This is a genomic window from Acidimicrobiales bacterium, assembly GCA_041394185.1.
Lineage (GTDB): Bacteria > Actinomycetota > Acidimicrobiia > Acidimicrobiales > Poriferisodalaceae > JAAETH01.
Window position 1 is genome coordinate 1,117,442 of sequence record JAWKIQ010000002.1, and the last position, 17,844, is coordinate 1,135,285.

Annotated in this window: 17 protein-coding genes; 8 read left to right on the forward strand and 9 right to left on the reverse strand. The window is 65.7% G+C overall.

The features are described from left to right. Complete coding sequence (locus R2770_12930) at positions 1-1,074, forward strand: adenosine deaminase (protein MEZ5281360.1); 1,074 nt, start codon at positions 1-3, stop codon at positions 1,072-1,074. A 1-nt stretch (position 1,075) separates the two neighbouring features. Further along, a complete protein-coding gene (locus R2770_12935; GenBank protein ID MEZ5281361.1) occupies positions 1,076-2,350 on the forward strand; it encodes an amidohydrolase family protein in 1,275 nt (424 codons plus the stop codon). 14 nt (positions 2,351-2,364) lie between these two features. Here the strand turns inward: R2770_12935 and R2770_12940 are convergent, their stop codons facing one another. Further along, positions 2,365-3,207 (reverse strand): phytanoyl-CoA dioxygenase family protein, encoded by an 843-nt coding sequence (locus R2770_12940; protein ID MEZ5281362.1) that lies wholly within the window; start codon positions 3,205-3,207, stop codon positions 2,365-2,367. 48 nt (positions 3,208-3,255) lie between these two features. After that, the gene (gene upp, locus R2770_12945) at positions 3,256-3,885 is read right to left on the reverse strand and encodes a uracil phosphoribosyltransferase (protein ID MEZ5281363.1); all 630 of its coding nucleotides are present in this window, start codon (positions 3,883-3,885) and stop codon (positions 3,256-3,258) included. Between the two features lie 51 nt (positions 3,886-3,936). On the opposite strand from upp, the gene R2770_12950 reads away from it, so the two are divergent. From R2770_12950 to R2770_12970, 5 genes are read left to right on the forward strand one after another with little or no spacing between them, the layout of a single operon-like run. Beyond that, complete coding sequence (locus R2770_12950) at positions 3,937-5,013, forward strand: adenosine deaminase (GenBank protein MEZ5281364.1); 1,077 nt, start codon at positions 3,937-3,939, stop codon at positions 5,011-5,013. A 7-nt stretch (positions 5,014-5,020) separates the two neighbouring features. Next, entirely contained in the window at positions 5,021-5,899 is an 879-nt protein-coding gene (locus R2770_12955) for a PfkB family carbohydrate kinase (protein MEZ5281365.1), read from the forward strand. Next, positions 5,896-6,804 carry a pseudouridine-5'-phosphate glycosidase gene (locus R2770_12960; protein MEZ5281366.1) on the forward strand — a complete coding sequence of 303 codons (909 nt, stop codon included), beginning with the start codon at positions 5,896-5,898 and terminating at the stop codon, positions 6,802-6,804. The genes R2770_12955 and R2770_12960 overlap by 4 nt, the downstream gene beginning before the upstream one ends. Further along, positions 6,801-7,544 (forward strand): sulfite exporter TauE/SafE family protein, encoded by a 744-nt coding sequence (locus R2770_12965; GenBank protein ID MEZ5281367.1) that lies wholly within the window; start codon positions 6,801-6,803, stop codon positions 7,542-7,544. Before R2770_12960 ends, R2770_12965 begins: the two co-directional genes overlap by 4 nt. Then, a complete protein-coding gene (locus tag R2770_12970; GenBank protein ID MEZ5281368.1) occupies positions 7,541-8,665 on the forward strand; it encodes an AMP-binding protein in 1,125 nt (374 codons plus the stop codon). The genes R2770_12965 and R2770_12970 overlap by 4 nt, the downstream gene beginning before the upstream one ends. A 4-nt stretch (positions 8,666-8,669) precedes the next feature. On the opposite strand, the gene R2770_12975 is transcribed toward R2770_12970, so the two are convergent. The 6 genes from R2770_12975 to R2770_13000 all read right to left on the reverse strand — a co-directional run bounded on the left by R2770_12975 (position 8,670) and on the right by R2770_13000 (position 16,226). Next, entirely contained in the window at positions 8,670-9,635 is a 966-nt protein-coding gene (locus tag R2770_12975) for an o-succinylbenzoate synthase (GenBank protein MEZ5281369.1), read from the reverse strand. Beyond that, positions 9,632-10,447 carry a 2-succinyl-6-hydroxy-2,4-cyclohexadiene-1-carboxylate synthase gene (menH, locus tag R2770_12980; GenBank protein MEZ5281370.1) on the reverse strand — a complete coding sequence of 272 codons (816 nt, stop codon included), beginning with the start codon at positions 10,445-10,447 and terminating at the stop codon, positions 9,632-9,634. The genes R2770_12975 and menH overlap by 4 nt, the downstream gene beginning before the upstream one ends. Beyond that, on the reverse strand, positions 10,444-12,135 hold the full coding sequence (gene menD / locus R2770_12985) for a 2-succinyl-5-enolpyruvyl-6-hydroxy-3-cyclohexene-1-carboxylic-acid synthase (protein ID MEZ5281371.1): 1,692 nt from the start codon (positions 12,133-12,135) through the stop codon (positions 10,444-10,446). Before menD ends, menH begins: the two co-directional genes overlap by 4 nt. Then, positions 12,132-14,066, reverse strand: a complete 1,935-nt coding sequence (locus tag R2770_12990) for an isochorismate synthase (protein MEZ5281372.1) — start codon at positions 14,064-14,066, stop codon at positions 12,132-12,134. Before R2770_12990 ends, menD begins: the two co-directional genes overlap by 4 nt. Before the next feature lie 72 nt (positions 14,067-14,138). Further along, the gene (locus R2770_12995; protein MEZ5281373.1) at positions 14,139-15,674 is read right to left on the reverse strand and encodes an AMP-binding protein; all 1,536 of its coding nucleotides are present in this window, start codon (positions 15,672-15,674) and stop codon (positions 14,139-14,141) included. 81 nt (positions 15,675-15,755) lie between these two features. After that, positions 15,756-16,226: a hypothetical protein gene (locus R2770_13000; protein ID MEZ5281374.1), complete on the reverse strand. Its 471-nt coding sequence runs from the start codon at positions 16,224-16,226 to the stop codon at positions 15,756-15,758. Between the two features lie 31 nt (positions 16,227-16,257). On the opposite strand from R2770_13000, the gene dapD reads away from it, so the two are divergent. Further along, the gene (dapD, locus tag R2770_13005) at positions 16,258-17,103 is read left to right on the forward strand and encodes a 2,3,4,5-tetrahydropyridine-2,6-dicarboxylate N-succinyltransferase (protein ID MEZ5281375.1); all 846 of its coding nucleotides are present in this window, start codon (positions 16,258-16,260) and stop codon (positions 17,101-17,103) included. Here the strand turns inward: dapD and R2770_13010 are convergent. Then, positions 17,078-17,803: a hypothetical protein gene (locus R2770_13010; protein ID MEZ5281376.1), complete on the reverse strand. Its 726-nt coding sequence runs from the start codon at positions 17,801-17,803 to the stop codon at positions 17,078-17,080. The genes dapD and R2770_13010 overlap by 26 nt on opposite strands. Between the last annotated feature and the right edge of the window lie 41 nt (positions 17,804-17,844).

The following is a 17,844-nucleotide window of genomic DNA, read 5'->3' on the forward strand; positions in this document are numbered from 1 at the left end:
ATGTCGTTCTCGCTCGAGCAGATCGCAGCCTTGCCCAAGGCACTTCTCCACGACCATCTCGATGGTGGGCTGAGACCGGCCACCATCCTCGAGCTGGCCGACGAGATCGGTCACCCGCTGCCGTCCACCGATCTCGACGAGCTCGCTGAATGGTTCGTTCGTGGCGCCAACACGAAGGATCTGCTGCAGTACCTGGCCACCTTCGAGCACACGATCGCCGTCATGCAGTCGGCGGCACATCTGCATCGGGTCGCCCGAGAGGCCGCTCTCGACCTGGCAGCCGACGGTGTCGTATACGCCGAGGTCAGATTCGCGCCCGAGAATCACCAGCTCGGTGGGCTCGGTCTCGACGATGTCATGGAGGCCGTGCAAGACGGCTTCAGGGACGGAATGGCCCAGGCCCGCTCGGCGGGCAACCCGATCATCGTCAACACCATCGTCTGCGCCATGCGTCAGGCAGATCGCTCTGGAGAGATAGCTCGGCTGGCCGTCGATTGGAGCCGACGCGACGACCGGGTCGTCGCCTTCGACCTGGCCGGCCCCGAGACGGGCTTCCCCCCGACCGATCACATGCAGGCAATAGACACGGTGCGCCGGTCGCACCTGCACTTGACCCTGCACGCCAGCGAGCCACCCGGGCTCGAACTGATCGATCAGGCTCTCTACTGCGGTGCCGAGCGGATCGGGCACGGGGTGCGCCTTCGCGAGGACATCACCTGGGAAGATGGCCGGATTGCCCAGCTCGGTCGGCTGGCCAGATACGTGCTCGAACGCCAAGTGCCTCTCGAGATGGCCCCCAGCTGTCACGTTCACGTCGGAGCCGTCGAGTCGTTCGACCAACACCCGCTGGCGGCATTTCACCGACACGGCTTCGTGGTGACGGTCAACACCGACAACCGTCTCATGAGCGGGGTCAGCGTCAGCAGCGAGACCTTCCATCTTGCGCAGGCATTCGATCTGACCATGGCCGAGTTGGGTCAGCTGGCCGTGGCCGGTGTCGAGTCGTCGTTCAGCGACTGGTCCGAACGCAGGCGCATCGTCGACGACGTCATCCGTCCGGCCTACGGGATCTGAGATGAGCACTCGCATCGACGCCGGATGGGTGATCACCCCATCGGGTGCGATCGCAAGTTCCTCTGTGGTGTTCGACGTCGACGGATGCATCACGTGGGTCGGGCCGACCGGCGATGCTCCATCGGCCGAGCGCGTAGTCGACTGCACTTGGGGGCTCGTTGCGCCCGGTCTGATCGATTCGCACACCCACCTGGGCCTGTCGTGGGCCAAGGCCCTCGGGCCGACCCAGGGTCATCCTGTCTATGACGTCTTCTGGCCGCGCGAGAGCTCGCTCGACCACGACCTGGTCAGGGCCTTCGCCGCGTCCAGTGCCGCCGAGGCACTGCTTTGTGGCACCACCTGCGTGGCCGACCACTACTTCTTCGCCGACGCTTCGGTAGAGGCGACGACCTCGGTAGGCATTCGCTCGGTGGTCGGCGAGACGATGGCCACCCGTCACGTTCCCCATCACGGGCCACAGTCGGTCAGGCGTGGCATCGACTTTGTCGAACGCCACTCGGCGACGCCGCTGGTGCATCCGGCCTTGACCCCTCACGCCCTCGACACGATGGGAGCCGAGGCGCTGGGCGAGGTCGCAGCCGAGGCCAGACGACTAGGCGTCATAGTGCACATGCACGTGGCCCAATCCGAACGCGAGGTCGCTCTGATCCGTTCGGAGTATGGGTGCGGATCGGTCGAAAAGATCGCCGAGTTGGGCCTGCTGGATCAGCCACTCGTGGCCGCTCACGCAATGCACGCCTCTGCCGCCGAGCTCGAGCTACTGGCCAGCAGCGAAGCCGTCACCACCGTATATTGCCCAACCGTTCACGCCGGGCTGGGCCGCACCCTTCCCGCGGCACGGCTGATGCGGCTGGGCGGCCGTGTCGCCTTGGGCACCGATGCTGTCCCGACCCAGCGCCGCGACATCGCAACCGAGGCCAGGGTCGCAGCGGTTGCTCAACAGGTTCTCGAAACCGACGCCGGAGCCCTGTCGGTGGCCCAGGCCTTCCAGATGGCCTCTGCCGCTGGCGCCAATGCGCTGGGCCTCGCGACCCTGGTGGGCAGCATCGAGGTGGGCAAGCAGGCCGATCTGGTCGCACATCGCCTGGACCGCGCGGCGGTCGAGCCCTTCACCGACCCGATGGCGGCGTGGACGGTGTCGGGCGCCGACCTGGTGGACAGCGTCTGGGTCGACGGTCGGCGGGTTGTCGAGCAAGGCCGCCTGACGATGGTCGACGAAACCGACGTGGCCGCCGCGGCCCAACGAGCCCGAGCCGACCTGTTTGCACGGGTCTGACAGCTGGTCTCTGGTCAGTTCCAGCTGCGGAATGGGAGATCGGATGGGCGCTGGATCCAGTTGTCCTCGACCCACGTGGCTTTCGGATCGAAGATGTGCAGCGTGTAGGCGTGCCGACTCTTGTCGCTGCGGTTGGTGTCGCTGCGATGTGGGCACATTCCGTTGATCGCCACCACGGTGCCGGTCGAAGCCTCCAAGGGCACCAACGTGTCGTCGGCTTGGTACGGCGGAGCCCACTCTTCGAGGAAGGTCGTGTCGCCGTTGCGCCGCATGCGAGACCTCTGCTGGCGCCGGCGGTGACCGCCCGGTTCGGCCCACAGGCACCCGTTCTCGAGCGTTGCCGGTTCGAGAGCCACCCACAACCCCATCGTGCGCATCGGCTCGGTCCACAAGAAGGCGTGGTCGTTGTGCAACACGACCTCGCCGCCGATACCCGGCTGCTTGTAGATGTACATCGACTGGGCCAGCATGGCGTCGCCATAACCCAGGTCGGTTGCCACCTCGGCCAGGCCGAGCCGTCGAGCGAAACGGTCATAGACGGGGTCCAGGTCGTGCATAGCGTGGCCGAACTTGTTGACCGCCAGCTCCTTGGGGCGGTTCAGCTGACCATCCTCGTCGACGGCTTCGGCTTCCCAGAAGAAGCTCATGCCCGCAGCCGAATCTAGGAAATAGCTGTCGCGGATGTTCGAGTCGGCCTCATTGGTCGAAAACACCGCCGCCACCGCGGAGGGGTCGACGGCATCGAGCAGTTCCGAGGTGCGGTCGCGTAGCAGCTGACAATCCTGCGGGTCGATCAGATCGGGGATCACGACGAATCCGTCCCTGTCGAAGGTCTCGATCTGCTCTTCTGTCAACACTGCAGCCTCACTTCGTTAGGTGCTCTTGGGTCTCTGCGTTCGCGGAGCTCACTTCGTTCCGTAGATCCTGTCGCCGGCATCGCCCAGACCCGGAACGATATAGCCGTGCTCGTTCAAGTGGCTGTCGATGGCCGCGGTGTAGATGGGCACATCGGGGTGGGCCGCTTGCAGGGCCTCTATCCCTTCTGGTGCGGCCAACAGACAGATGAACTTGAGCGACTTGGGGTGCAGCTGTTTGATCTTCTCCAAGGCCGCGATAGCCGAATTGCCCGTTGCCAACATCGGGTCGGCCACGATCACATCGCGAATCTCGAGGTCGGCGGGCACCTTGAAGTAGTACTCGATGGCCTGCAGGGTGTCGTGGTCTCGGTATAGCCCGATATGGCCGACCCTGGCCGAAGGAACAGCCGCCAACATCCCGTCTACCAGGCCGTTGCCGGCACGCAGTATCGAGATGAAGCACAACTTCTTGCCATCGATGGTGGGTGCGTCCATCGGCCCCATCGGCGTCTCGATCGCCTCGGTGGTGACCGGCAGGTCGCGGGTCGCCTCGTACGCCAGGAACATCGCTATCTCGTGCAGCAACGCACGAAACTTGGACGTGCTGGTCTGCTTGCGGCGCATGTTGGTCAGCTTGTGCTGGATGAGTGGGTGCTCGATCACCGTCACGTTGGCCATGGTCCCGATCTTCCCACACGGGCCGCCGGACCCCCGCCGGTATCGTGTCGTATGGCCATCGATACGGAAACGATCCGTTCTCTTCCCAAGGTCCTCTTGCACGACCACCTCGACGGCGGTGTCAGGCCCCAGACGATCATCGACCTGGCACCCGAGAACAACTACGACCGCTTGCCCACATCAGATCCCGACGAATTGGCTCAGTGGGTGCAGCGGGGTGCCAACCGGCTCGATCTGGTCTTGTACCTGGAGACCTTCGCCCACACGGTCGGCGTCATGCAGACCAAGGATTCGCTCGAGCGTGTCGCGTACGAATGCGGCGTCGACCTGCACGACGACGGTGTCGTCTACGCCGAGGTCCGCTTTGCCCCCGAGCTTCACACCGAACTCGGTTTGACCCTCGACGAGGTCGTCGAGTCGGTCAACGCTGGTTTCGAGCGCGCCTCGGCCGAAACGGGCATCGTGCTGGGAATCTTGTGCACTGCGATGCGCCACCAGGCGAGGTCTCTGGAAATCGCCGAGTTGGCCGTCAGGCACAGGCATCGCGGCGTTGTGGGGTTCGACATCGCGGGTGCCGAGGCCGGTAACCCACCGACCCGTCACCTCGACGCGTTCCACTACATCCAGCGCCACAACTTCCACTTCACCATCCACGCCGGCGAGGCCTACGGCCCTCCCTCTATCTGGGAGGCCCTCCAGTACTGCGGTGCCGAGCGTCTGGGCCACGGGGTAAGAATCGTCGACAACATCTACACAGACGACGACGGCGAGATCGTGCTCGGCGAGCTGGCCGCGTTCGTTCGAGACCGGCGTATACCGCTGGAGGTGTGCCCGACCTCCAACGTCCACACCGGTGCTGCCGAGTCGATCGAGACCCACCCGATCGACCTTCTGAAGCGGCTCAAGTTCCGCGTCACGGTCAACACCGACAACCGCCTGATGAGCAACGTCACCATGACCAGCGAGATGAAGGCACTGGTAGATGCCTTCGGCTACGACATCAAAGACATCCAATGGCTCACCATCAACGCCATGAAGTCGAGCTTTTGGCCCTTCGACGATCGCCTGCGGATCATCAACGACATCATCAAGCCGGCCTACGCCAAGGCCCTGGGCGAAGAGGGCTGACGCCCTGGTGTCAACCTCGGACCAGCCGCTCATCGTCGCACTCGGCGACCTGATCGGCGATGTTGTGGTCGAACTCGAATCTCAGTACCGGCCAGGAACCGACACCCAGGCCACCATCACCCGCCGTCGCGGCGGGTCGGCGGCCAATGTCGCCGCGGCAGCGGCAGCCGCCGGGGCTCGTGGCCGCTTCGTGGGACGCGTGGGCGCCGACTCGCTGGGCGACGAGTTATTGGCCGAGCTCGACCGCTTCGGCGTGGAAGCGGTTGTCGAGCGCGGCGGCCGAACCGGTTCGGTGGTTTCGATCGTTCATCTCGACGGCGAGCGTTCGCTGTTGACCGACCGGGGGTCTGCCGGCGACCTGGCCGCCCTTCCGCCGGGTGCTCTGGAAGGGGCATCGGCATTGCACGTGCCGCTGTATGCCCTTGCGGTCGAGCCGTTGGCGTCGCTGGTGGGTCAAGCGATCGAGACTGCGGTTTCTCTTGGAGTGTTGGCAAGCGTCGATGCCTCCAGCGTGCCCGTGGTCGAAGAGTTCGGTGCCATCGACCTTGTCGACTGGTGTGTCCAGCGCGGGGTCTCGGTGTTGTTCTGCAACGACGACGAATACCTGGCGCTCGACGGCGCCGCCGATGGGCGGGGCGACATGGTGGTCGTGCACAAGCGCGGACCGCACCCGGCGGTGGTGCACATCGATGGTGGCCGGGTCGAGGTGCCGGTGACGGCGGTCGCCGATGTCGTCGATTCGACCGGTGCCGGCGACGCCTTCGCGGCCGGAACGCTAGCTTCGGTCTGTTCTGGTGCCGACTGGGTTCAGGCGGTCGCTCGAGGTCACCAGTTGGCCGCCAAGGCGGTCTCGCGCACAGGAGCTCTCCGAGGAGTCGAACCATGACGGCAACCAGAACCAGTGACGAGGTGGGCCAGGCTCTCTCTGACGGATGGGCAGTGGTTGCCCTGGAGTCGACGATCTTCAGCAATCTGGGCCTTCCTTCCCCTGACAACCTCAGCGCCTACGAGCGGTGCACAGCGGCGATCCGCGCCGCCGGTGCAGTGCCCGCCATGACGTGCGTTCTCGACGGCGTGCCTCGTGCCGGAATAGAACCAAACGAGCTCGACCGCGTATTGCAGGGTGACGCGAAGGTCGCCGCCAAGGGTTTGCCGGTGGCCATGGGCACCGGCCTCGACGTCGGCGTGACGACCGTGTCGGCGTCGATGGCCATTGCCGCATCGGTTGGCATCAAGGTGTTCGCCACCGGAGGAATCGGCGGGGTTCACCGCGGCAGCGAAACCACGGGCGACGTCAGCAGCGACCTGACGGCCTTGGCCACCTACCCGGTGGCTTGCGTGTCGGCAGGGGCCAAGGCCTTCCTCGACCTGGCGCGCACGCTCGAGTATCTCGAGACTCTGGGTGTGCCCGTGGTCGGTGTCGGCACCGACCGCTTTCCGGCCTTCTACACCCGAGACTCGGGTCTGCCCGTGCCCCACACCGTGCCCGACGCCGCGACCGCGGCCGCGGTCCTGGCAGCGATGCCAGAGATCGGCCACAAGGGTGGGGTGCTGTTCGCGGTGCCGATCCCCGAGGCAGCCGAACTCGACGCCGAGCGCCTCGGTGCTGCGCTTGACCAAGCGTTGGCCGACGCCGACCAGGCCAAACTCAGCGGGCCCGAAGTCACCCCGTTTGTCTTGGGTCGCATCATGCAAGCCACCGACGGCCGGTCGATTCCCGCCAACCTGGCTCTGGCCGAGAACAACGCCTCGGTTGCCGCCCAGATAGCCGTGGCTCTGGCAACTCGTTGAGCGCCGGCGATATCACAGTCGTCTTGTGCGCCCTCACCTTGGGCGCAACGGTCAAGGCGCTCACAGGCATGGGCCTGCCCCTGGTGGCCATACCCATCGCGTCGTTGTTCGTGCCGGTCGAAACGGCCGTTGTCGCGGTGTCTTTGCCCAACATGGTGTCGAACGCATTGCTGATAGGCGAACACCGCCAAGGGCGCAGCGAGGCGACGTTCTTGCCGCGCATGGTCGTTTGGGGCATCGCCGGCGCTGTGGTTGGCACGTGGCTGTTGTCGACGCTCGATGAACGAGTGCTGCTGGTCATGCTGGCGTTTGCAGTCTGTGTGTTCCTGGTGGTCAGCATCCGAAACCCGGCCTTCGCCTGGAGCGACAACGTCGCACGGCGCGGAACACCGGTAGCCGGATTCGTCGGCGGCGTGTTCCAGGGCGCGGCCGGAATATCAGGACCCATCGTGGTGTCGTGGACCCACGGCATGCGAATGTCCAAGCATGCGTTCGTGTTCGCGATCACGGTCATGTTCGCCATCACCGGTGCGGTGCAGATTGTGTCGATGACAGCTCTGGGCCTGTGGACGGTCGAACGGTTCGCAGTCGCCGTGGTCGGCGCTGCGGTGGTCGGGTTCATCACCCCGGTCATCATGCGCATGGGCCGCAAGATCACGGGCACCTGGTTCGACCGCCTCATACTGGGTGTCCTCGGGGTCTCGGCGGTCAGCCTCGTGGTGCAAGCTGTTACGTCATGAATCGCCTCGTTGCACTGGATCTGCCCGGCGGAGCACGTTTCGTCGAAGCGCTCGTCGACGCCTGGGAAGACGGCGACGCGGTGCTGCCGCTCGACAGGCGACTGCCGCTTTCGGCCCGACGCCTGTTGGCCGCGAGCATGCAGGCTGCTGTGGTGGTCGACGAGACCGGTTCTACCCGGTTGGCCGGCGAACGCCCTGTCGAGAGCGGTGATGCCTTGGTGGTCCCCACCAGCGGCTCGACGGGTTCCCCGAAGGGTGTCGTGCTGACCATCGATGCAGTCAAGGCCTCGGCCGAGGCGACCTCGGCGCGGCTGGGCATCGACCCCAGAGCCGATGTGTGGCTCGCCTGTTTGCCGCTGTCTCACGTGGGCGGGTTGTCCGTCGTCACCAGGTCGTTGGTCACCGGAACCGAACTCGTCGTGCATGACGGCTTCGAAGCCACCGCCGTCGAGCGTGCCGCCAGGCAGGGTGTGACAGCGGTGTCGCTGGTCACCACCGCTCTTCAGCGGGTCGACCCCGCGCTGTTTCGGGTCATCTTGTTGGGCGGCTCGGCGATACCCGCTGACCGTCCGGCCAACTCGGTGGCAACGTATGGAATGACCGAGTCGGGCAGCGGCGTGGTGTACGACGGCGTGCCCCTCGAAGGTGTCGAGGTGAGGGTCGTCGACGCGGAGTTGCAGCTGCGTTGCCCGATGTTGTTGCGCTGCTACCGCGACGGAACCGACCCCAAGACCTCCGACGGTTGGTATCCCACAGGCGACCTCGGAACCTTCGACGACGGTGTCGTTTCGGTTCATGGTCGGGCGGGAGACCTCATCATCACCGGCGGCGAGAACGTGTTCCCCGAGCCGATCGAGCGTTGCTTGGCCGAACACCCCGCCATCGACGACGCCGCCGTTCTGGGTCTGGACGACGCCGAGTGGGGCCAGCGGGTGGTCGCGTTGATCGCTTGCTCGCACGACATGCCAGATCTCGACGCGATTCGCGACCACGTCAAGGCATCGTTGCCACCCTGGTGCGCGCCTCGCGAAGTCCACCGTGTGGCTTCGATCCCCCGCACCGCGTTGGGCAAGGTGGCGCGCGCCTCGCTCGACGATCTGGTGCCAGGCACCAATCGCTAGCGCGTCAAATTGCGACTTCGATGCCGATGCCGGGCGCGTCGGGCAACGTCACCTTGCCATCCCTGGCGATGAGTTCTGGCGGGTAGGCCGCGTCGACCTGGCCGGCCGTGCCCACCCCATGTGGACCGTGCGCGTCGAGGGTCGCGGCCAGGTGGCACGCGGTGGAAAGGCCGATCGGGCCATCGAAGAACGAGGTGACGACGACCCGCTTGCCCGCCGCCTCGGCCAAGCCCACCAGCTCGAGCGCCGCGGCCGGACCCCCGACGACGGCCGGCTTCAAGACCACGACCGAGGCCGGTGACCCCGCAACCAGCTCGAGCGCCGACCCCGACGTGAGCGATTCGTCGAGCGCCAGGCCCACGCCGTGGGCCGACAGCTCAGCCATGTCGTCCGTGTCTGCGGTGGGCTCCTCGACGAAAGCCACCCCGAACTGACCCAGCCGCGACAGCGCGAGATGTGCCTGGCCTAGGTTCCACCCCTGGTTGGCGTCGAGGCGTAATTCGATGGTCGGGCCCAGGGCCGTGCGGGCGGCCTCGACCCGGCCGATGTCTCGTTCGACGTCGCCGGCTGCGACCTTCAGCTTGACCGCCGTGTAGCCCTCGGCGGCCACCTGCCGGCACCGCTGGCCGGTTTCTCGTGCCGATAGGTCGCCTATCGTCGCATTGACGGGAACGGACGGGTTGACCGCTGAGGCGCCGAACAGTTCGGCCAACCAACGTCCAGATGAGCGCGCTGCCAGATCGGCCTGGGCCCACTCGACGGTGGGGGTGATCAGCCCGCCGGAGATTTCAGCGGCGACCTGATTGAGGTCCATCTGCATGCCGAAACCGGGCAGCGGGCTGTACTCGGCCCATCCGATGAGGGCTCCGTCCTGCGCACCGACGAGCAGGGCTTCGCGGTTGTTGATGGCACCGTGCGCCGTCACCAGCGGCGAGCGCAGCGCGTAGTGGGCCCGCGACAGCAGCATCATCCGCGGCCGAGGAAGTCGCTGACGACCCGTGCGGTGGCGTCGGGCCTTTCGGTGTGCACTGCGTGTCCGGCTCCGCCCGCGACCTTGACCTTGGCGTTGGGCATCTTCGCCGCCATCTCGGCGGCTATCGATCGGAACTTCTCGTCCAGTTCGCCGACGATCAACAGCACGGGCATTCCGACTTCGTGCAAGCGGTCGTGCAGCGGGGGCATCTGCCCGGTGCCGATGCCGATGAGGCTCTCGGCCAGGCCCGCGGCGTCGTTCTGCAGCCGCTGACGCTTCGAGTCTTCCCAACCTTGAGGCCCCAGCGCCTCAGACAGTGAAGCCCACATGGGCAGTGCCATCCAGTGATCGACGAACTTCTCGATGCCTTCGGCGTGAAGCATGTGAGCCAGCTTGGTGTCGGCCACAATCCGCAGCCTGCGCTCTTTGGCGCTGGACAGGCCGGGCGAACCGCCGATGAGCGTGAGCGTGCGCAACCGCCGGGGCCGCTCTAGCGCCAGTGACAGCGCAACCCGGGCACCCATCGAATAGCCGATCAGGTCGACCGGATCGTCGCAGCGCTGCTCGAGAAGTTCTGCCAGCAGGGCGATGTGGCCTTGCATCGTGTACGCGGGGTCGCCTTCGGGGCAGACGGTGTCGCCGTGTCCGGGGAGGTCTACCAGGATGCGTCTGCCGCCCAGGCGATCTCCCAAGTCGGCCATCGTGTGGCGGTTGCCGGTGAATCCGTGCAGCAACACCGAGGTGGGGCCATTGCCGATCTCGGTGTAGGCGAGCTGTACCTCGCCCATCTTCAGGACCTTGTCGGTCATCGAAGGGCCTCGGCTATCGCTGCGGTGACGCGCCGATGTTGGGCCAGGTTCTCGTGCCTGTCGATGGGCACCTCGATGAGGTCGACCCCGCCGGCACCGATTGATTCGTTCAGCGCAAGCTCCAGTTCGGCAGCGGTGGTGACGGTGCGATGCCTCACACCAGGCACAGCGGCCAGCTGTGGCCCGTGCGGCGTGTGGAACAACTCGTCGAAGTGAACCGACTGGCCCAACGCCGCCACGGGCAGGAATGAGAAGATCCCGCCGCCGTCGTTGTTGGGAACCACCAAGGTGAGGTCGATGTCGCGTCGGGCCGCGTCGATGAGGCCACCGATGTCGTGGGTGACGGCGACATCGCCGATCAACAGCACCGTCGGACGCCCGGTTCTGGCCGCACCGGCAGCGCTCGACACCACACCGTCTATGCCCGACGCCCCTCGGTTGCCCAAGATCAGAGGGGGATCTGGGTGCAGCGGCGCAAACGAGTCGAGGTCACGAACCGGCATCGAGTTGGAGACGTACAGGACGGCTTCGCCCGGCGTTACGGTGGCGACGATTCGCGCAACCAACGCCTCCAGCATGGGTTCGCCGGCGAGGACGCCTTCGAGGGCCTCGGTGGCTGCAGCCTCGGCGTCCAGCCAGGTCGAGGTCCAGTCGGTGGTGCCGCGTTCGACGTCGAGAGCCGTAGCCAGCGCCTGAAGCGGGGTCGTCAGGACCGGTCCGCCGATGAACGTGGCGTCGTTCCAGCGGCCATCTGGATCGATCAGCACGTGGTGCTTCGGCCGGCACCGCTCGAGCCACAGGCGCAACGGCTTGCACGTAGGAGAGTTGCCGATTCGAAGCACCACGTCGGGGACGTGGTCGTCGGCCCAACCGGTCTTGAACAGGTGATCGCCGGTGGCCAGTGCAACCCCTCCAGAACGTCGAAGCTGCGACAGCGGTTCGGCGACTATGGGCCACCCGAGCCGGCTGGCCAGCAGGCCGATGTGGCCAGCGGTCTGAGGGTCGATGTCCTGGGGACCTGCGACGATCAGCCCACGCCGGTGCTGGGCGAGTTCGCGGACCAGCGCCAACTCGCCCGGGTCGATCGCTGCCGGCGCCGATGTCCTGGCTATCGGTCGCACTGTGTTCGTATCGATGGGTGCCTGGTCGGGGGTGGCCAGCGGCTCGAGCGGTTCGCGAAACGGCCAGTTCAGGTGTGCTGGCCCCGGTCGCGGAGCCATGGCGGCTTCGACGGCCCGCACAGTTGCCAGACGGTGATGGACAGGATCGACTTCGCCGGCGACGGGCAACTCGGCGAAGTGGCGCACATGGCCCCCGTAGAGCCGTATCTGGTCGATGGTCTGCCCGGCGCCCCAGTCGCGCAGCTCGGGTGGCCGGTCTGCTGTGAACACCAACAGGGGCACGCCCGTGTAGTGGGCTTCGATCACGGCCGGGAGATAGTTGGCAGCCGCCGTGCCCGAAGTGCAGATCAACACGACAGGGCGGCCAGAGGCACGGGCCAGACCAAGAGCGTGAAAGCCCGCCGAGCGCTCGTCGATGTGCATCGAGACCTCCAGGCCCGGTGTCCATCTGGCGGCGATGGTCAATGGCGTGGAACGAGAGCCTGGGGAAACCACTGCGTGTGTCACCCCATGGGCGACCAACTCGGCCATCGCCCCACGGGTCGACGCGTATACGCGATCGTTCAACTGAAGTCTCCAATTGCGTCCAGCAGGGCACCGAATTTGGTTCTGGTCTCGGCCAGCTCGTCGTCGGGGTCAGACCCGGCGACGATGCCGCATCCGGCATACAGGATCGTTCGCTCGGGGCCGTGCAACCCAGAGCGCAGACCCACCCGAAACTCGCCGGCACCATCCAGATCAGACCATCCGATCGGAGCCGCGTACCAGCCTCTGTCGAGGTCTTCGTTGTCGGCTATCCACGACAACGCCTCGGCACTGGGTTTTCCGCCTACCGCCGGGGTGGGATGCAACCGCGTGACCAGATCGAAAATGCCGACGTCGCTTGGCCGGGTTCCCGAGATGGGTGTGTGCAGGTGCTGTATGCCCGGGATCTTCATGATGGCGGTGTCTGGTACCTCATCGAGCATCACTCCGGCGTCGGCCAGCCGAGAACGAATCTCGTCTACCACCAGGGCGTGCTCGTGTCGGTCCTTCGATGAGTTCCAGAGATCTTCCGAGAGCTTTGCGTCGATGTCTGGGTCGGCCGAGCGCGGACGTGTGCCCGCCAGAGCAGCCGTCTCGACCCGGTCGCCGACCACCCTCACCAACACTTCGGGCGTCGCGCCGAAGAAGGTGCGTGAGCCCTCGCCTCGGGCAAACACAGCGCACGTGGGAAATCGCTCGCGAAGGCGGGTCAGCCAGGCGCCAAGGGGCACCTCGGCGTTCAGCTCGATGGACCTTGCCAGAACGGCCTTCTCGAAGAGCCCGGCCCCGATGGCTTCGACCGCGGATGCGACGATCGTGCGGTAGTGGTCAGCGGTGCGGTCGACGATGTCGAGTGGTATCGGTGCGAGGTCGAGCACACCTCGGTGCACGGCGGCCTCGATCATGGTCAACGCGTGGTCGTGGCGCAGCCGAGCTTGCTCTGCGTCATTGCCAAAGGCCATCAGAACCAGGCGACCCCGCCGTCTGATCAGCTGGATGGCCGACATGATCAGCCGCCCCGAGCCAAACCCCGACCATGGCAGCGAGCGCGTTCGGTGGGGGTCGAAGGCCATGCCCCCGACAAGCACGGGGGGCATCGGAGTGTCGGGCAGGCGCCGCTTGAGCGTGGCAACAAAGGTGTTGGCGTCGCCGTCGTCTGGCGACCAAGACGCGATGTGGCCCCAGGTGATCATGCCCTCGCCGCCGCCCGGGCGCAGCCACAAGAACCGGTGGTCGTCGCGTACGAAGTGCCCCACGGCAACCAGGTCGACCGGCTCGTCGACCTCGCTCCAGACACACTCGATGGGTTGGGCGCCGGTCGTTGCCCCGAGCTCTGCGATGACCCGCTCAGATGCCTTGTCTAGCAGCGTTCGGCGGAAGTGCTGCGAGACCAGCTCGGTCACGGCAGGAACCAGCCGCTCGACCGCAGCGGCCTGCTCGGCCGGGTCGTGACTGGGCAGGTGGCCACGGAAGATCTCGATGGCAGCATCCACCACCTCGTCGACGTGGTCGGCATGGCGCAACGCCAACGCGGCCAGCTCGTCGACCGGCAGACCCGACGAGATGATGGTGGCGGCCGCAGCCAGCATCGACTCTGCGTCGTGGCCAAAGCGTCCTGGTTGGCCCTGCACCGCAGCGATGAGCCCGGCATCGACGGCCAGACGAACGAGGTCCTTGTCGAGGCCCGTGCGGGCGACCAGGTCCTCCAGGGTCAGGTAATCCGACGTCGAACCCGCCAGCGCAACCAGGCGCGGGTCGGCGGCTTCTTCGCCCAGAAGCTTGATCTGCTGCAGGGTGAAACCCTGGTCGCTCAGACGCTTTACCTCGGCCAGGCGTTCGGCGTGCGATCGGTCGTACAGCGCCACTCGCCCATCGCGGCGCGGCGGGTGCAGCAGGCCCAGCTTCTGGTAGTACCGAATGGTGTCAACCGACAGATCGGATGACGCGGCAAGCTCGTCGACCCGGTAGACCATGAACCGATTGTAGGAGCAATAACTCCCAGAGCAAACGCTCTATTGATTTGGCGTTCAGGCCACGCAGCGAGCTCAGTTGATCTGGCGCTCCATGCCTTCCCAATACGGGGCGCGCAGCTTGAACTTCTGCAGTTTGCCGGTGGCCGTGCGGGCCAACTCGTCGCGGACCTCGATCGACGTCGGGCACTTGTAGTGAGCGATACGGGTGCGGCAGTACTCGATCAGCTCGGCTTCTGTCACCGTCGAGCCCGGTGCCAAGACCACCAGACCCTTTACCGTCTCTCCCCACTTCTCGTGGGGCACACCGATGACCGCGGCCTCGGTGACATCGGGGTGGCTGAACAGTGCGTCTTCGACCTCTATCGACGACACGTTCTCGCCGCCCGAGATGATGACGTCCTTCTTGCGGTCGGAGATGGTGACGTAGGCGTCGTCACTCATCACACCACCGTCACCGGTGTGGAACCAGCCGTCGACGATGGCCTCGGCCGTGGCCTCGGGCTGTTCCCAGTAGGCCTCGAGGATGTGGTTGCCCCTGGCCAGAACCTCACCCTGACCGTCGACCTGGATCTGGATGCCGATCGTGGGAACGCCGGCGCGTCCCAGCGCCTTCGCCTTGTCTTCGGGGTTCATGCCCTCGTACTCGCGGCGGTTGCGGTTCATGGTGATCAGCGGAGCGGTTTCGGTGAGGCCGTAGATCTGGATGAACTCCCAGCCGACCTCCTGCTCGAGCTGCTGGATGGTTCGGCTGGGGGGCGGAGCGCCCGCCACGACCATGCGGGTGCGGCCCGCCCCGGGGATTGGTCCGTCCCATTCCGCGGCCGCGTCGATGATCGCCTGGACCACCGCGGGTGCGCCGCACAGCAAGGTCACATCGTGTTCTTGCACACGGCGCAGAATCTCGGGGCCCCGCACGTCGCGGATGATGACGTTCTTGCAGCCCATGCCGGCCAGGGCAAAGGGCATACCCCAGCCGTTGCAGTGGAACAGGGGAAGCGTGTGCAGATAGTTGTCCCAGTCGCTGACGCCTGTGTGCCAGCCAAAGGTCGTGGCGTTGAGCCACTCGGCACGGTGCGTCTGCTGGACACCCTTGGGACGCGCCGTGGTGCCCGACGTGTAGTTGATTACGGCGGTTGCATCCTCGTCTGGTTCCCACGGTTGAGGATCGACGCCGTGCAGGTACATCTGGGGATCGGAATCGGTGCCCATCACTATGAAGTGCTCGACATCGAGGTCTTTGCACATGTCTTCCAGCGACGGGTCGACGAGCAACATGCGTGCCCCGCAGTGTTCGACGATGTACTCGATCTCGGGACGCTGGAGGCGGAAGTTGATGGGAACGAAAATGCGCCCGTAAGGCGTCACCCCGAAGAACGAGGTCAGCAGCCGGCCCGCGTTCTGGGACACCATGGCAACCCGGTCGCCGAACCCGATACCCAGCTGGTCGAGTTTGGCTGCCTGGGCCCGCCCCAACTCGGCGATCTGACGCCAGGTGAGTTCACCCAGCCCGCCGCCGGGCATGTCGGGTTCATCGACCAGCCCGACGCGGTCTCCGTAGACCTGCTCGGCGCGACGGATGAAGTCCATCGTCGTCAACGGCACCTTCATGGCGGCCCCCTCTTGGTGGTCAGCGGTGGGTGCCCAAGCTACCGCGCGCTGCAGGGGCTGTGAAACGGGTCACCCCTGGAGCTACCTGGGAGGCAAGGCGTCGATGTGTGACTGAAGTGTCGCCGCGCCCAGCGGCGCGTCGTCGACGGTGACTGCGAAGCGCCTTCCGTCGTGTTTGGTGACCATGATGGCTGGTCCCTTGCGCAGAACGGCCGCAGTCTTCTTGCCTGGAGCCCATCGATATCCCCAACCGCCCCACGCCCACGGGTTGAGGTCGACCGATTCGGCCGAAGCGATCTGGTCCAGTGAAATGCGCTTGGTCGGCCACTTGAAGCTGCCGAAGCTGACGGCCAATCCGTCCATGTCGACGGTGACGTCGAGGCGGGTGAAGAACAGAGCGGGCACGGCGGTGACGAAGAAGACCAATATGAGCCACCATGCCGACAGGGTCAGCCCGAAGATGACACCGGCGACGGCGATGATTCCCGCCATCACCCACGGCCAGCGTACGGTGCACGTGCCGTTCCAGGTGTGGACTCCACGAATGCTCACGTTGCGACGATACCTGAGCAACACTTGAGCCATGCCAACCACCGACATCCAGGCCATCGTCGAAGCGGGCTTCGACGAGATCGCATCGATCGGATCCGACACCACCGGTGACGTTCGTTACGCAGTGCTGCAGGCGTTGGATCTGCTCGACAGCGGCGAGTTGAGGGTCGCCGAGAAGGTCGGCGGTGAATGGGTTGTGAACGAGTGGGTCAAAAAGGCGGTGCTGTTGTCGTTTCGCCTGCACGACAACCAAGTCATCGGCGGCGGTCCGGGTCATGGAACCTGGTGGGACAAGGTGGCCTCGAAGTTCGACGGGTGGACGGCCGAGAGTTTCAAGGGCGGCGGGTTCAGAGCCGTTCCCACGGCCGTTGTTAGACATGGCGCGTACATAGGGCGCGATGTGGTGCTGATGCCCTCGTTCGTGAACATCGGCGCTTATGTCGGGTCGGGCACGATGATCGACACGTGGTCGACGGTGGGCTCGTGCGCCCAGGTCGGTGCCAACTGCCACATCTCGGGCGGGGTGGGCCTGGGCGGCGTTCTCGAGCCGCTACAGGCTCAGCCGGTCATCGTCGAGGACAACTGCTTCATCGGAGCGCGCTCGGAGGTGGCAGAAGGCGTGGTCGTCGGCGAGGGGTCTGTGCTGGCCATGGGTGTGTTCTTGTCGGCCAGCACCAAGATCGTCGATCGCAGCAGCGGTGAAGTGTTCACGGGCAAGGTGCCGCCCTACTCGGTGGTGGTGCCTGGCTCGATGCCAGGAGGCTCGCTTGCGGACGGCACGCCAGGGCCGTCGTTGTCATGCGCCGTCATCGTCAAGACGGTCGACCAGCAGACCCGATCGAAGACCTCGATCAACGAACTGCTTCGGCACGGCTGACCCGCTGAGCTTCGCCTGTTGTTTCGGTGGCGAATCTCGTCACCGGGTCGACCGTGGTCGCCGCCCTGATCGTCGACGTTGCGATGTCGCGGGTCGTCAGAACGAAGTACAGGCTCCAGGCCAATACGCCCAGCAACTTGGCTCCGTCCTCGATGAGCAAGGTGTTGGGCCCAGATGGAAGCAACTGGTCGGCTGCCACCGAACCGAAGAAGGCTCCCAGCGCGGCCAACAGGACCAACCACCGGGTACGCAAGACCTCGTCGATGAATCCCAGGAACCACAAGATGGCGGGGGCGACCACCAGCAGCATGGCGATCGCCTTCGGCACTCCGAGCACTTTGGGTATGACGCTCGAGTGCAGTCTCAGAAGGTCGTCAAGCAGCAGTATCGACGCCACCAACCCGCCCGCGGTCAGGAAGCGCCCCGCCGAAGGCCTGAGGGTCTGGAACGAGACCCAACCCCCGCCGAGCGCAGCCACCGCAGCAACCGTCCAGGCGAGGATTCCGACGTTGGACAGAACGCCGGCGTACCACGGGAGTCCCGATATGGCCGTGGTGTCGAGGAACAGCTCTTCGCGGGGGATTGCCGTCTGCAGGCCGGCCACGGCCAGGGCGGCGCCTCCGACCATCCACAACATCACCAGAGGCAGCACCAACCGCAACTGGCGAGTCAGCGATATCTGTCGGCGACGATCTGACACCCCCTCCGATCGGAGGGTTGGCGGTCGTTGTTGAGGTTCTG